Raw genomic sequence first — 15,047 nt, 5'->3', positions numbered from 1 at the left:
ACCTATGCCTGATCGATAACACATTTATCAAACGAGATTTACACGAAATAAAGCTGGACTATTTGGTAAAGGTCTATGGTCAACAACCCACAAGTACGCTTGCTCGAATGGGATACAAGATGCGTAGATTCAATCGCCAGTGTGTTGCACTCATCAAGCATGGCGTTAACCCATGGTGGTAATCGATCATGATTAAGAAAAAAGTAAATCCTTTTTATAAATCAACACTGTGGTTGAAATGCAGATTGATTATCCTTGAGCGTGACCATTACCTATGTCAGCCATGCATGAGAGCAGAGAAGATAACAACCGCCAATACAGTCCATCATATTAAGCCGCTGGAGGATCACCCAGATCTAGCACTAGAAGAGGACAACCTAGAGAGCATCTGTCCAACATGCCACAACAAAGAACACCCTGAGAGAGGGAACAAACAGAAGCGTAAGAAGACAGAACGAATGAGAGCTACTGTAGTGAAGAGTACACCGAACAGGGTTGAGTATTAGAACACAGCGCTAGAAAGCCTGAGAGGTGTCTCTAAGCTTCCTTATGGAGAGAGTAACAAAAGGATGTCGGGGAACAGAACATAGCCCCCCTACCCTTTTAAATCGATCCAGATCAGTACCGGGACCGGCGTGGGAGTTTCGTTTACACCGAGGGGTAATTTTTCATGAAAGGGGGGTACCGGATGGCAGCACCTACTGCGAAACAAATAAAAGAATATCTTGGTGATTCTTACGAGGCATCAGACGAACAGATCATTCAATTGTACATCGAAACACATGCGTTCTACTCAAGACTCAAAAAAGAGATAGATAAGTCAGATCTGATGTACGAATATACCAACAAAGCAGGGGCGACTAACTTAGTTAAGAACCCCCTTTCGATAGAGCTCACCAAAACAGTCCAAACGCTTAACAACTTGCTTAAATCTCTTGGATTAACGCCTGCTCAGCGTAAAAAGGTTGTGAATGCTGATGACGATGACGACCTTAGCGACTTCTAATGCCTTTGAATTCGAAGAATGGTATACAGAGTGGGAGAGTGAGCAGGTTAGGACAGGGAACATTTTGGCCGACCCTTCTGACCAACTATTAACAACGGAGTATGCAAATAAGGTCGTTTACGGTCAGATAATCGCCAGTAAAAAGGTAGTATTAGCCGCCAAAAGGCATCTGAGGGACCTGAAAAGACAGGGAACAAAGCACTTTCCATGGATTTTCGTTGAGGAAACAGGGCATAGGCCGATTCGTTTTATCGAAAAGTTCTGTAAACCTTCACAGGGCGATTATGATCAGTTGGTGTTTCAACCGTGGCAACACTTTTGTATCGGGTCTCTGTTTGGTTGGGTCCACAAGGATACAGGCATAAGAAGGTTTCGTGAAGGAATTATTTTTCTTGGACGGAAAAATGGTAAGACAACCATGATTTCCGGTGTATCAAACTATGCTGTATCACAAGACGGTGAATCCGGAGCTAGGGTTTACCTTCTTTCCAATGCAAAGGATCAGGCTAAACTCTTATTCGATGAGTCAAAAGCCATGGTTGAGGCATCTCCTACGCTGCGGAAAAACTTTGTAGCATTACGAGATGCCATCAAGTACAACAAAACAAAATCAAAGATTGAAGCTCGGGCAAGTGATAGCAAAAAGCTGGATGGCTTGAATACGCACCTTGGTGTATTTGATGAGATTCACGAATTCAAGGATTACAAGCTCATAAACGTTATCAAAAAGTCTCGCGGCTCCAGAAAACAACCGTTAATCCTTTATATAACCACAGCAGGGTATCAGTTAGATGGACCGCTGATGAATTATTATGAGCAGGCAACTGATGTGCTGGATGAGGTTATTGAGGACGAACGGACATTTTACTTTATGGCTGAGTTAGACTCTGAAGTCGAGTTTGATCGGCCGGATCTGTGGATCAAAGCCAATCCCAGTATGGGTGTATCATTGCACCTGCCTACGCTGAGGGAAGACTGGGAGAAGGACAAGCGTACACCTGCAGAAAGATCCGACTTTATCACTAAACAGTTCAATATCTTCGTTGATAATGCCGATGAATCTTTCTTGGATTTTGCCACCCTAAAGAAAAACAAGAAGGAACGAGATCCGGAAGAATTTAAACATGTTCCTTGTATCGGGGGATTTGACTTATCTGACTCGGAAGACTTTACAAGCGCGTGTTTGGAATTCCCAATCATTGAGACTGGTGAGGTTTTCGTAATATCCCATACCTGGGTTCCTATAAAGAAAGTTAATTTGGACAATGAAAAACTTCCTTTTAGGGAATATGAAGAGGCAGGCCTTTTAACCATCGTAAATGAGGAATATATACGTAAGGAGCTTGTTTATGATTGGTTCGTTGAGCAATCGAAGAAATATATCATTGAGATGATAACGTATGACCCTGCTAAGGCCTTTGGTTTGGTTGAGTCACTCAACAACTACGGATTTAAGACTGAGGTTGTTCGGCAAGGACATCTAACACTAGGACCGGCCGTTGACGATGTGAAAGAAAGGTTCATTGACGGGAAAGTAATCTTTAATAACAACAGATTATTCCGTTGGTACATCAACAACGTAAAGATGGTTGAAGACAGGAATCGCAATAAACTACCAACAAAGATAGGCCGCTACCGTAAAATTGACGGTTTTGCGGCCTTTTTGAATGCCCACACAGAGGTCATGAAACGTATGGTTGTGCCAGCGGGTAGCGGAGAAATACAATTCATCTCCATCAACGATTTGTAATATTGAAAGGATGATTATTTATGGCTAACACAGTGACCAAAGAGCAAGTTCAGGAGATTATGGAAAATTCCGAATACGAGGTGTTTCACAAGATTTTTGGTAAGCAGTGTTTGGTAGTTGCGAAGCTTCCAAACGGATTTACTGTTGTAGGTGAATCAGCTTGTGTAGATCCGAGTAACTATGAAGAACAAATCGGCTTTAATATCGCAAAATCCCGTATCGAGAACAAGATTTGGGAGTTGGAAGGGTACAAACTTCAAAACACACTCGCCTAACTGGCGCGCAGTCTAGGAAGGGGGTGAGAATTTGAAATGGCATCAAAGATTACGGGGCGCGGTCAAAGGTGCTGTGAAGGGCGCTACATCTGCATGGAAAGGCGCAGGGTTTGACTTCACTTCATGGGCAGGACGTATGTTTTGGGGTGTGGAGAATGGTGAACTTGCCAACAACGAAACGATATTTAGTGTGATAACCCGTTTGGCAAACACAATTTCAGCACTTCCATTGCGGCTGTACCGTGAATATGACGTTGTGACTGACCATAACTCAGCTGAACTGCTTATCAATACACCAAACCCGAACATGGGCGGTGTGGAGCTGCTTAATAAGATGGAAGTGTCCAGGAATGAAAGTGGAGATGGTTACGCCATTATTGAAAGAGATTTACGAATGCAGCCTGTTAGTATCACTCCCGTTGATCCTTTATCTGTAACGCCGATGATTAACAGTGATGACAACGTACTGTGGTATATGATCCAGGGCGTGAACAAGACGTACTACGTTCACAACATGGACATGTTGCACGTTAAGCACATTACAGGGGCGACACGATGGAAGGGTATAAGCCCGATCAAGGTTCTAAGAAACACCCTTGAGTATGACAAATCCGTTCAGGAGTTTAGCCTATCTGAAATGCAAAAAAAGGACAGCTTTATTCTTTCTTACGGAGCTAACGTAGATAAAGAAAAGAGAGAGCGGATTGTAGGTGACTTCAAACGGTTCTATCAGGAGAATGGCGGGATCTTGTTCCAAGAACCTGGCGTTGAGATCAAAGATATTGAAAAAAGATACTTTTCATCAGATACGTTGGCATCCGAACGCATTACGCGTTCACGGGTCGCCAACGTTTTTAATATCCCTGTCAGCTTTCTGAACGATACCGAGGGTCAGAGTTACTCATCCAATGAACAAATGATGATCCAGTTTGTGCAGATGAAGCTTACTCCGGATGTTCGCCAGTATGAGCAAGAATTTAACCGCAAACTACTCACCGCTGAGGAAAGACGGGCCGGGTATTATTTCAAACTCAATATGGGCGGCCTGCTGCGCGGTGACATGGCGGCAAGGACTGCGTTCTATCAAATGATGATCCGTGGGGCGGGAATTAAACCGAATGAGATTCGTAGGTTGGAGGATTTCCCTCCAGTGAACGACCCGAAAGCGGACGAGTTATGGATTAGCGGTGACATGTACCCGCTGAGTATGGACCCGACATTACGTAAAGCAACAGCAGGTAAACCCTCTACGCCTGACAATGAAAACTCCAACGAAAGGGGGTGAGAATGAAAAATGAGCGAAAAAAACAAGAAGTATTGGGATTTTAGAGCCGCTGTTAATGGGATTGGAGAGTTGTACATCTATGGGGACATCGTTTCATGGGCGTGGGACGATGAAGATACCAGCGCGAACAGCTTCAAACGCGACTTGGACAACCTTGGCGACATTACAACCCTTAACCTTTACATCAACTCACCCGGCGGATCCGTGTTTGAGGGCGTAACAATTTACAACATACTCAAGCGTCACAAGGCAAGAGTGATTGTCTACGTTGATGGTCTGGCAGCTTCAATAGCCTCCGTTATTGCAATGGCTGGTGATGAGGTGCGTATGCCGCGCAACGCTATGATGATGATTCACAACCCATGGACATTTACATGGGGAAATGCCGCTGAACTTCGTAAAGCCGCGGACGACCTGGATCGTATCGGTGGTTCGATGAAAGAAAGCTACCTCGCTAAGACAGGAGACAAGCTGGAAGACACTAAACTCACCGAATTGCTTGATGCTGAGACATGGTTATCGGCTCAAGAGTGCTTGGACTACGGTTTGTGCGATGTAATTGAAGCGGCAAACCAAACGGCTGCATCGATCAGTGAAGAGTTATTTGCCAAGTATCGAAACGTGCCAAAGGATATCGTCGCAAAGCTCAATGAGCCGAACGAACCGCAGGCAAGTGGTAATGATGATGAAACAAAAGCATATCTCCAGCGGGTCAGAGAGAACGCCGGAATGGATCTACAAAATTTAAACTCATACCTGGGAGGTATTATTAATGGCTAAAACACTGTTCGACGTGAAAAATGATTTGATGACTATCGGTAACTCTTTGGCAGCAACAAAACAGGATATCCTTGCGAAAGCTTCCCAACCGGAAACTGACCTCGAAGATATCAAAGCATTGGAATCCAAGGCAGCAGGCTTGCAGGCTCGTTTCGACATCCTGCAAAAAGAGCATGACTCCATGGAAGCTGATCAAAAAGCATCCTTGAAGGGCCAACAAGGACCTTTGGACAACGCTGGCGACCCTAAAGCCAAGATTGCGGCTGCTAAAGCTTCCCTCGTTCGTGCGACAGTTAAAGGTGATCGTGTATCTCCTGAGGTTCGTGCGGCGCTGGGTGATGGTAACGCTACAGGTGGAGAAAACATCCTGCCTACAACCATGTTCAATGAGTTGTTACATGAGCCATTCGTTCGTAACCCATTGCGTGACCTGTCCATGTTCACGACAGTGACGAATCTTGAGATTCCGAAAATCGCGTTCGAGCTGGATGATGATGCTTTTATCGAAGACACTGAGGTTGGTAAAGAGTTGAAGTCCGAAGGTAGTAAAGTAACCTTCACACGTAACAAATTCAAGGTGTTCGCTCCGGTATCGGAAACGATCCTTGCAGCGACTGACACGAACTTGGTGCAAACAATCGACGGCGCGCTCGGTAGCGGTCTGGCAGCAAAGGAGAAGAAAGTTGTATTTGCCAAGACTCCGAATGTTGGGGAAGAGCACATGTCCTTCTACAGCACTCAAAACGCGATTACAGAAGTTACAGGGGCATCCCTTTACATCGCCATTAAAAAAGCGGTGGCTGCTTTGCCAGAAGACTTCCGTGAGAATGCTTCTATCGTCATGGCTTACACAGATTACATGGACATCATCGAGGTATTGGCGAACGGTAGTGCTACGCTTTATACTGCACAACCTGAGCAAATCTTGGGTAAACCTGTTTTCTTCTGTGACGCAGCGGTCGGTAGCCCGATTGTTGGAGACTTCCGTTACTCACACTTCAACTACGACCCGCAAATCATGTACGACCGCGATAAAAACGTTCGTACGGGTATCTGGGATTTCGTCTTGACTGCATGGTTTGACCACCGTATCAAGCTGAAATCCGCTTTCCGTATTGCAAAAAAGGTCTAGCCCTAACCGCAACTCTTAATCCAACAGGTCAAGAGGGAGAGCGCGGCGGCGTGATGCACGCTGAGTTTGAAATGTTGGATCAGGACGGGGCTGTTGTATCCCTTACACCTGCAAATGTCGATTACATCAAGCAAGATGGTGTAACGATTACTCCTGAGGATGATGGGTCCATTTGGTTCAGCGCTGCCAGCCCAGCCGGACAGTATACGTTTGAAGCCAAGATGAAATCAGGCGATACTTACGTTGCTGTTTTGGATTGGGAGCCTGACCCTACGCCTTAATCAAGGGAGGGGTATTAATTATGGTTGATTTACCAATGGAAACGTTGAAAAAATATCTACGAATCGACGGGAGTGAGGATGATGAGATCCTCACTCTTTTAGTTGATGCCGCAAAGGAGTATCTGACTGGCGCAGGCGTACTAGAGTCGAACAAGGCTCTGTATCGCCTGGCTATCATGATGCACGTTGCATTGAATTACGAAAACCGCAACCCAGCTATCAAGATTGAGAGCATCAACTTTGCATTACAATCCATCATTTTGCAACTCAAGGAATGGGGGAATCCGATTGAAATACCAAGTGGAGAAGACGTTCCGGGAGAAACCGAAATATAAACGCTACACCCAAGGCGACTTTTACGAAACGGACGACTTGGAAAGAGCTGAACACCTGCAAAAAGAGGGGTATATAGGCGATGAAATCAAGGATACAAAAACAAAGTCCGGCCGTGGAAAGTCTAACGCTGGAAAAGGAAAGTCAGACGATCCAGGCGGTGATGTAAATGAATCCGGCCAAGCTGAACAGAAGGATACTCCTGCAAAAGCGGAGTGAGCCAACAGAGGACGAATCTGGTTACCCTGTAGCGCCTGAGAGTGAATGGGAAGATATATTTACCCTGTACGCATCTCGGGAGCCACTAAGGGGTCGTGAGTTTTTTGCGGCTGCGGCCGCTAATGCAGAACTTACTTTGAGGTACAAAATCCGGTACAGACAAGACATATTGCCCAGTATGCGGTTTGTTGATCTGAATAACGGTCGTATTTGCAATATAACGGCTGTACTTGATGACCCCTTTGGCGACCGGACCGAAACGCACCTTATGGCGCTAGAGGAAAGGCTGAATGGGTAAGAGCATTCAGGCGAAAGGGTGATTATTTTATGTTAATTGATTTGGAACCCGTAATACTCTCAGCGCTTCGAAATGATACGGAATTGATTGCGCTCTTGGGAAAGGATTCAAAGGGTGCCACAAAGGTCTACCCTCTCGCTGCGCCGGACATCTCTTTACCTCGCGTGACGTTTTTCGAATTGACCAACTTCGATAACAATTACGCCGGGGACAAGGCAGTGAGTAGTGCTATTCACTTTCATATTGACGTTTGGCACAACAGTAATCCGTCCAAGATATCCCTCGCAGTCAATCGTGTCATGGAGAGTATAGGTTTTGTACGAAGTGGTACACAGAGCCTGTATGAGTCTGATACAAAGACATATCACAGGGTTTTACGTTATAAAAAAACACAATTAGGAGTTGATTGATTTGGCTGACAAAATCGCCGTACCTGTAGGTTTGCAGGATATTTACTACGCTAAATTATTGTCTGGAGACACAGCAACCGAAGCACCAGTATACGAAACACCAAAGGCCCTCTTGCCTGCAATCACGGCAAACGTAACACCAACCGTTGAATCAGCTACATTGCACGGAAATGACGGTCCTATCATCACAGCGAACGCTTTGAGTGAAATTGAGGTTGAAATTGGTGTTGCAAACCTTGATTTGGAACAACAAGCGGACTTGCTAGGGTCCAAAATTGACGCTGACACTGGACTGCTTTGGGACAACTCGGACGACCAAGCGCCTGAAGTTGCACTTGGCTTCCGTCGTTCGATGTCTGATGGATCGTTCGTCTACACTTGGTTGCTTAAAGGCAAATTCACCTTGCCAACAGAAGAAGCAACAACAAAACAAGGTGAAATCGAATTCCAGACACCAACTATCACAGGCACGTTCCTTAAACGTATCTATGATGGCGAATGGAGAGTACGTGCAGACAGCCGTAATGTCGAAAGCGCGGCGGCTATTGCTGCTTGGTTCACAACGGTGCCGGCGTCCCCAAAGGCGTAACGCCACCGCCTGTAGTGCCTGATCCTCCGGTTGACGGTGGCGAAGAAGAGGAAGGCGGATAATGGCTGGCAGAGTTGAGTTGCAAGGCGTTGATCAAATGCTTGCAGCGATACGCCAGAAGATGGGAGATGGAGCTAAAAAACTGGAGAACAAAGCGTTGAGAGAGGGCGGACAGATATTTGCCGCTGCTCAGCGTGATAAGGTCCCAGTCAGCACCATCGACCACTTGCATATCCGCGATGATATCAAGGTGAGTGGCGTACGCTCCAAAGATGGCGATAAGTATGTTGCAGTCGGACCTGGTAAGGCTACGGGATGGAGAGCGCACTTTTTGGAGTTCGGGACGAGCAAGATGAATGCTCAGCCATTCATTTATCCGAGTTTTCACGAACAAAAAGCGAGAGTGGCGCAGTTCATGGCGGCGGAGTTCAGAGCAGCACTTAATTAATGGGAGAGGGTTAACCTCTCTCTTTTTTATGTTCATAAAAGGAGGAATAAGATTATGTCAGTTTCAAAAGTGACGGATGTAAAAGTTCAGTTGGATAAGCCACGCAGATTCGTTTTTGATCTTAACGCATATATCGAGCTTGAAGAATTGTACGGGTCAAAAGAAGAAGCCGTAAAAGCCCTCAAAACAGGAAAATTGAAAGCTATCCGCAACTGGTTTTGGGCTGGATTGGTTCATGAAGATCGTTCTCTGACCGTTGAGGATGTCGGCAGAATCTTCTCTGAAACAGATCCGGATACATTGGTGACGATGGCTGACGAGATTCTAAAATCTGCCACCGCTGAGTGATTGTATGATCAACGTCCGAATTATTAGAGTTCCGATAGATCTAGACAAACGGCGTAACATCGTTTTTACGCTCCGTTCATTTGTTGAACTTGACGATATATATGGGTCCAAGATTAAAGCGCTCGAATCACTCCAAAGCGGGGGGCTCAAACATGTTAGGGCATGGTTATGGGCTGGCTTACTATACGAGGACGATCAATTGAACGTCGAGGATGTCGGCAGCCTGATCACAGATAGCACCAAGGATGCCTTATTTGAGTTGAAAGGTCTGATCCTACATGCTGCCAGCATCAACTTGCCGCAACCGAAGCTGGATGATCCGGTCCATGGTGCAGAGCAGTCCACAGAAGAGAACAGTGGTTGGGATTGGGATTGGATGTATTACATGGGTACCGTGTTACTCGGCATGAAAGAGGACGAGTTCTGGCGATGTACGGTGCGTAAGTTGTTTGCGCTGTGGGACGTTCATGCAAGGGCTAACGGTTTTGAACAGAAAGATGAGAAGAAAACGTCTGCCCCACCCGGATATATCGACCAATTCATTTAAAGAAAGTGTGGTGAGGTAATGGCAGAAGAAATAGAAGTTGCTAACCTAGTCACCAAACTAACGTTAAGTGACTCAGGGGTTGAGCAATCAATGGCCCAACTAGGTCGGCAGATGCGGGTAGTGCAGTCCGAGTTTGAAGCATCATCATCCAAACTTAAAACGTTTGGTAGCGCCGAGGAGCAGCTTCGAAATAAATCCGAAAGCTTGAATAGGCAAATGGAGATTCAAGGTCAGAGGATCGTCCAACTTAAACAGAGATTTGACGCATCGGCGGCGGCGAAGGGCAAGGACGCTAAAGAAACCCAAAACATTGAGAACCAACTCAATAGGGCTGTGGCTCAATACAACCGGATGGACGCTGCTCTACGTAGCACCGAATCGGAAATAGAAAGACAAACCTCTGCGTGGAACAGAATGTCCACCGCCTTGAATGCGGCTGCTAGGAACATGGAAGCAGCAGGTAATAAAATGCGTAACGCCGGGCAAAGTCTTACCATGATGTTGACCGCACCTCTCGCGGCCGTTGCAGGGTTGGCAACCAAAGCATCAATTGAATATGAGTCGGCTTTCGCGGGTGTGATAAAAACCGTTGATGCAACTGAAGAAGAATTGCAAGGCTTTTCGGATGGATTGCGAGAAATGGCGAGATTAGGTCCATCCACGGCGTCAGAACTAGCTGGAATAGCTGAAGCGGCTGGTCAACTCGGCATTAAAAACGAAGCAATATTGAGTTTTACCAGCACAATGTCAGACTTGGCAGTTGCGACTAACATGACAGCAGAACAAGCTTCCACTGACCTTGCTCGTCTGGCCAACATCACGCAGATGCCACAGGAAAACTTCGACCGTCTCGGGGCTACAATCGTTGACCTGGGTAACAACTTGGCTACCACCGAAGCTGAGATTGTGGCGATGGGTCTAAGGTTAGCCGGTGCTGGTAATCAAATTGGTTTGACGGAAGCGCAGATACTTTCGTTTGGTGGTGCATTATCATCTGTAGGTATTGAGGCGGAAGCAGGGGGTTCAGCGTTCAGTAAAGTTATGATCGATATGGCCCAGGCGGTAGCAACAGGTAGTCGTGATCTTAACAACTTTGCGTTAGTGGCCGGTGTGAGTGCTAAGGAGTTCCAAGAAAGATTTAAAACGGATGCTGCTGGAGCATTGATTGGGTTTATTGATGGTTTAGGGCGAATGTCAGAGGCGGGGGAAAACACGTTTGCCGTTCTTGATGCGCTCGGATTATCAGAAATTCGTGTGCGTGACTCATTACTCCGGGCTTCTGGTGCGGGTGATTTGTTCCGCGAAAGTATGGAGTTGGGTACGGTTGCTTGGGAAGAAAACCTGGCATTAACAACCGAGGCTGCGGCTCGTTACGCAACAACCGAATCACAGCTGCAAACTATGAAAAACAGAGTAATGGATGCAGCTATAACACTTGGAGATGCTTTAAAACCTTCTTTACTAGCTGTCATGGCTGCACTCGAACCGCTGATCTTAAAAATAGCTGGCGTTGCTGAGTCTTTTGCATCATTGGATGCATCCACTCAAACCACAATACTAACCGTTGCAGCGGTAGTTGCCGCACTTGGTCCTGCTCTATTGATCATCGGACAACTGACCATCTCTATAGCTGCGCTGATACCAGTTGTACAGGCTTTGGGTACGGCTTTAGTGTTTCTAGCCACTAACCCTATTGCGCTGGCTATAACGGCAGTTGTGGCGGCTACAGCCATCCTTACGGCAGGATTCTACAGCGCCAAGGCAGCGACAGAAGAATTAACTGCAGCGCAGGTAGCGTTACAAGAGGTGCAACAAAACGGAATTGACCGGGCGGAGATTGCATCTACTGAGGAAAAAATCGCGAAGATCAATGAACTTACAGCATCATATGAAGAGTTGATCCAAGCGGCATCTGAATCAAATGCTGGTCAGCGCGGACAAACAATGAAGGCTTTAACTCAGGCAGCAGATGAATTAGGGATCAGCATGAGTGAATTACGTAAAAAGGCTCGTGAGTACGGGGTAGAGTTAGAATATGTAGATGACAAAGGCAAGCTGAGCGCAAAGTCCATGAAGGATCTAAAAGCCGCATCAGACACGTACTCAACCGCCATAAAGAACGCGCAAAAGGCTACCGCTTCGGAAATTAATGAAATGGCTCGTGCAGTTGCAGTCCGACAGCAGCAGATTAACAGCACACTTAACATGGTTCGCACGTACAACACAGCCAAACAGGGTACGCAAGAGTGGGCAGCGGCACAAAAAGGATTGATAGACCAGTTCCCACAGTTTGCTAATGGTACAAACATTAACACTGAGGCCATCAAGGGGCTTATCCTGGTCAAGCAGCGTGAGGTTGAATTGGAATGGCAGAGCATCCAAGCGAAAGCCACGGAAGCAAGGCAAGAAACGCTGACTGCTATCGCCAAGCAACAAGCTGCTATAACAATTGTCGAGGGTATCAATAAAATAGCTGGAGCAAGCGGTATCGCTCAGGGCGCGCTCAACAAAATGAATGCAGAGCTAACACGTTTGCGTGGTGAAGCTGCATCGTTGCAAGCGTTGTTGGACATGAAGCCTGGTGATTTCAAAATACCGGAGATAAAAGTCGCTCCTATCCCAGTGACAGCAAGTGCTGCTAATTTGGATTTGCCAGGTAAAAAAGATAAAGGCAGCAAAGGCGGCAAAGGCAAGAAAGAAAAGACTCCTAAAGAAAAAGCTTACGAGAACAAAGCTCTTGACGAAGCATACAAGCAAATGGAACACAAGAAAAAGATGGATCAGCTCACCCTCGAAAGTGAGTTGAAGACTCTCGAAACGATCCAGGCTAAGTATGTTAAAACAGCAGACGAGCGTATGGAAATCGAAGAGAAAATCTTTGCTGTTAAGAAAGCAATTGGCGATAAATCGCTAGACGGTGCACTTAAAGATTATGAACGTTCGAAGACTCTCGGCAAGCTGACGGAAGCGCAGGAAATCGAACGTCTGAAGCGTATCAAGAAGTTGTATGCCGATTCCGCCGAAGAACGTGAACGTATTGATGACATGATCTTCGAGGCCACTCAGCGCAAGATTGAGAAAGAAAAGGAAGTTCGTAAGGAAGCGACTGATTACGCCAGTAAAATGCTACAAGCGGCCTATGAGGATCGTTTGGCACGCGAAGAGTTGACAGCTGAGCAGCAATACAAGCTGCAAGACAGGCTTCTGAATGACCAAATATACCTCAATAAAAACTACCTCGAAAAAGTAATGAAGGACAGTCGTTACAGTGCTGCTGAGAAGAAGGAGATTGAGAGAGAAGTTACAGAGGCGATTCGTACCCAAACGAATGACCGTTTGAATCTGGCCCGGAAGTACGCCGAAGAAGAGAAAAAGATACTGGAACAAAACAAGAAAGAACAGATCGACAGTATTAATAATCTATCCAAAGGCATACAGGATGCACTCAAGGCAAAATATCAAGAAGAAAAGAAATTAGCAGAGGACGCTATAAAGGAACAGATTAGCGCCAATGATGAATGGAAAAAATCCCAACTAGACGCAATCAAGACAGTGTATGACGCTCGTGTTGAAGCGGCTCAGAAGGCTGCGGACGCTGAGATTGAGCGCATCACTAGCGTTACTAATGCACAAGTCGAAGCGATTCAAGCCCAACTTGACGCACTTAATCAAGCGGAGCAACAACGGAGTCGTGCTGAGCTGGATGCGGCTGACCAGAAAAAAATAGATCGCCTCACTGGGATGATCGATTATGAGCATGACGACTTTAACCGCGCTCAGCTCCAAAAAGAGTTAAATAAAGTCATTGCAGATCAAAATGAGCGACATCGTCAAGAACAGTTGGCGGACACCAAAGAGGCTCTTACCAAAGAACAACAGGAACTTAAAACAAAGCTTGCGGCAGATACGCAGATTATCAAGGATAACCTTGCTGTAAAAAAAGAAATCATGCAGGCGGACTATGACGCCGATGTCGCCCGTATCAACGCACTTTATGAGACGCAAAAGGCATCTCTTAATGCGCAGTTGGCAGAGACGCAGGCAACATATGACAAGATGCTGGATGCTAAAAAGATACAAGCTGAAGCCGAGAAGATGATCGTCCAAAATCAGCAAGAAGACATTATTAAGCTACTTGACGGTTTCGGTGATGCATACAATACAACCGGACAGACACTCGGCGAAAAGATGTATCAAGGTTTTGCTGAAAAAGTTAACCAGATCCAGTCGCTCATTTCATCAATTAACGCTCAAATTGATGCTGCCAGAAGTTCTGCGTTATCAGCAATGAGTGCAGTTAGTGGTGGCGGTGGTAGTGGCGGATCGTCATCTAGCGGAGGATCATCGTCAAGCAGTGGTACAGATACAAGAACTGGCGTAAAGGTGGAAGTCATCAATAACTTCAACAGCAAAGTTACATCACCGAGCGACATCGCTCGCGCTACTACAATTTCTGCTCAAAAACTGGCTTATTAAGGAGGTGCATGATGGAGACAGTTACATTTACTAATTCGCGCGGAGAGAGTCTTTTATTAGGCACCTCCAAGCCGTTTTACCTTGAACGTATCACGGGTACGGGCGGGGTACCAAGTAATATCCTATCAACAAAATCACCCTACCAAGATGGATCATCGTTTATCGATATGCAGTTAGCTGACAGACCCATTAACATTCGTGGTGGTATTATTGCTCGATCAAGGCAGGAAATGTACCAGTATCGTCGGGACTTCATGAGGATACTCAATCCTAAACTCGGTTTGGGAACATTGGTTTATACCAATTCAGCCCGAAGTTATGCAATCAAAGCGGTAGTGGAAGGTACACCTGAATTTGATGAGCGGATTGTTAGTAACCAGCCATTTAATATTAATTTTATTTGCCCTGATCCTTATTTTACGGACCAGACACAGATATCCAAAGGCTTGAGATTTGAAGAGGGCGGTTTAACATTTCCGTTGCGGTTGCCTACACAGTTCGCGTTTAGTTCTTACCAGGGTATTTTTCAAAATGATGGGGATGTACCAACTCCGGTAGAGATCCACTATAAAGGTCCTGCACTCAACCCGGTTGTGACCAATGAAACAACAGGGGAGTACATCAAAATAAAATACGATCTGTCCGAGGATGATGTATTGGTAATTAATACGGCATTTGGGCGGAAACGTGTTGAGGTTGTGAACCCGGACGGCACACGAACGAATGTGTTCCACTGGATTGACTTGGGTAGCACCTTCTTTCAACTTGAACTGGGTCAAAACACTCTTATATATGACAGTGACCGTGAGGGTGATAGAGCCGTAGCCACCGTAACAATATTCTGGAATAACAGATATGGGGGTGGTTGAT

Annotated in this window: 17 protein-coding genes; all 17 read left to right on the top strand. The window is 46.0% G+C overall.

From position 1 onward, the window contains the following. Nucleotides 1-188 precede the first annotated feature (188 nt). The 17 genes from MKY95_RS21045 (at nucleotide 189) to MKY95_RS20965 (ending at nucleotide 15,046) form a co-directional block, all read left to right on the top strand. A complete protein-coding gene (locus MKY95_RS21045; protein WP_339194282.1) occupies nucleotides 189-506 on the top strand; it encodes an HNH endonuclease signature motif containing protein in 318 nt (105 codons plus the stop codon). A 182-nt stretch (nucleotides 507-688) separates the two neighbouring features. Next, nucleotides 689-1,006: a P27 family phage terminase small subunit gene (locus MKY95_RS21040; RefSeq protein WP_110000805.1), complete on the top strand. Its 318-nt coding sequence runs from the start codon at nucleotides 689-691 to the stop codon at nucleotides 1,004-1,006. After that, nucleotides 978-2,756: a terminase large subunit gene (locus MKY95_RS21035; protein ID WP_339194278.1), complete on the top strand. Its 1,779-nt coding sequence runs from the start codon at nucleotides 978-980 to the stop codon at nucleotides 2,754-2,756. Before MKY95_RS21040 ends, MKY95_RS21035 begins: the two co-directional genes overlap by 29 nt. A 20-nt stretch (nucleotides 2,757-2,776) precedes the next feature. Beyond that, nucleotides 2,777-3,031 carry a Gp49 family protein gene (locus tag MKY95_RS21030; protein ID WP_339194276.1) on the top strand — a complete coding sequence of 85 codons (255 nt, stop codon included), beginning with the start codon at nucleotides 2,777-2,779 and terminating at the stop codon, nucleotides 3,029-3,031. A gap of 136 nt (nucleotides 3,032-3,167) precedes the next feature. Then, nucleotides 3,168-4,316, top strand: coding sequence for a phage portal protein (locus tag MKY95_RS21025; RefSeq protein WP_339200024.1), 1,149 nt, complete (start codon nucleotides 3,168-3,170; stop codon nucleotides 4,314-4,316). Nucleotides 4,317-4,325: 9 nt separating this feature from the next. After that, nucleotides 4,326-5,096 carry a head maturation protease, ClpP-related gene (locus MKY95_RS21020; protein ID WP_339194274.1) on the top strand — a complete coding sequence of 257 codons (771 nt, stop codon included), beginning with the start codon at nucleotides 4,326-4,328 and terminating at the stop codon, nucleotides 5,094-5,096. After that, nucleotides 5,089-6,228: a phage major capsid protein gene (locus tag MKY95_RS21015; protein ID WP_339194273.1), complete on the top strand. Its 1,140-nt coding sequence runs from the start codon at nucleotides 5,089-5,091 to the stop codon at nucleotides 6,226-6,228. Before MKY95_RS21020 ends, MKY95_RS21015 begins: the two co-directional genes overlap by 8 nt. A 50-nt stretch (nucleotides 6,229-6,278) precedes the next feature. Next, complete coding sequence (locus MKY95_RS21010; protein ID WP_339194271.1) at nucleotides 6,279-6,509, top strand: hypothetical protein; 231 nt, start codon at nucleotides 6,279-6,281, stop codon at nucleotides 6,507-6,509. 20 nt (nucleotides 6,510-6,529) lie between these two features. Beyond that, nucleotides 6,530-6,844, top strand: coding sequence for a head-tail connector protein (locus MKY95_RS21005; protein WP_339194269.1), 315 nt, complete (start codon nucleotides 6,530-6,532; stop codon nucleotides 6,842-6,844). After that, entirely contained in the window at nucleotides 6,798-7,061 is a 264-nt protein-coding gene (locus MKY95_RS21000; RefSeq protein ID WP_339194267.1) for a hypothetical protein, read from the top strand. The genes MKY95_RS21005 and MKY95_RS21000 overlap by 47 nt, the downstream gene beginning before the upstream one ends. Continuing rightward, nucleotides 7,012-7,359: a phage head closure protein gene (locus MKY95_RS20995; protein ID WP_339194265.1), complete on the top strand. Its 348-nt coding sequence runs from the start codon at nucleotides 7,012-7,014 to the stop codon at nucleotides 7,357-7,359. Before MKY95_RS21000 ends, MKY95_RS20995 begins: the two co-directional genes overlap by 50 nt. Nucleotides 7,360-7,770: 411 nt before the next feature. After that, a complete protein-coding gene (locus MKY95_RS20990; RefSeq protein ID WP_339194263.1) occupies nucleotides 7,771-8,358 on the top strand; it encodes a major tail protein in 588 nt (195 codons plus the stop codon). A 61-nt stretch (nucleotides 8,359-8,419) separates the two neighbouring features. Further along, on the top strand, nucleotides 8,420-8,806 hold the full coding sequence (locus MKY95_RS20985) for an HK97-gp10 family putative phage morphogenesis protein (RefSeq protein ID WP_339194262.1): 387 nt from the start codon (nucleotides 8,420-8,422) through the stop codon (nucleotides 8,804-8,806). A gap of 54 nt (nucleotides 8,807-8,860) precedes the next feature. Beyond that, nucleotides 8,861-9,154 (top strand): hypothetical protein, encoded by a 294-nt coding sequence (locus MKY95_RS20980; RefSeq protein WP_339194260.1) that lies wholly within the window; start codon nucleotides 8,861-8,863, stop codon nucleotides 9,152-9,154. A 4-nt stretch (nucleotides 9,155-9,158) separates the two neighbouring features. Continuing rightward, nucleotides 9,159-9,701 (top strand): hypothetical protein, encoded by a 543-nt coding sequence (locus MKY95_RS20975; protein ID WP_339194258.1) that lies wholly within the window; start codon nucleotides 9,159-9,161, stop codon nucleotides 9,699-9,701. A gap of 18 nt (nucleotides 9,702-9,719) precedes the next feature. After that, a complete protein-coding gene (locus MKY95_RS20970; protein ID WP_339194257.1) occupies nucleotides 9,720-14,177 on the top strand; it encodes a phage tail tape measure protein in 4,458 nt (1,485 codons plus the stop codon). A gap of 8 nt (nucleotides 14,178-14,185) precedes the next feature. Continuing rightward, a complete protein-coding gene (locus MKY95_RS20965) occupies nucleotides 14,186-15,046 on the top strand; it encodes a distal tail protein Dit (protein ID WP_339194256.1) in 861 nt (286 codons plus the stop codon). Nucleotide 15,047: the final 1 nt, after the last annotated feature.

Source organism: Paenibacillus sp. FSL P4-0176 (assembly GCF_037975265.1).
GTDB classification, from domain to species: domain Bacteria; phylum Bacillota; class Bacilli; order Paenibacillales; family Paenibacillaceae; genus Paenibacillus; species Paenibacillus amylolyticus.
Note: the sequence above shows the minus strand (reverse complement) of the source record. Positions and strands in the feature narration are given on the sequence as shown.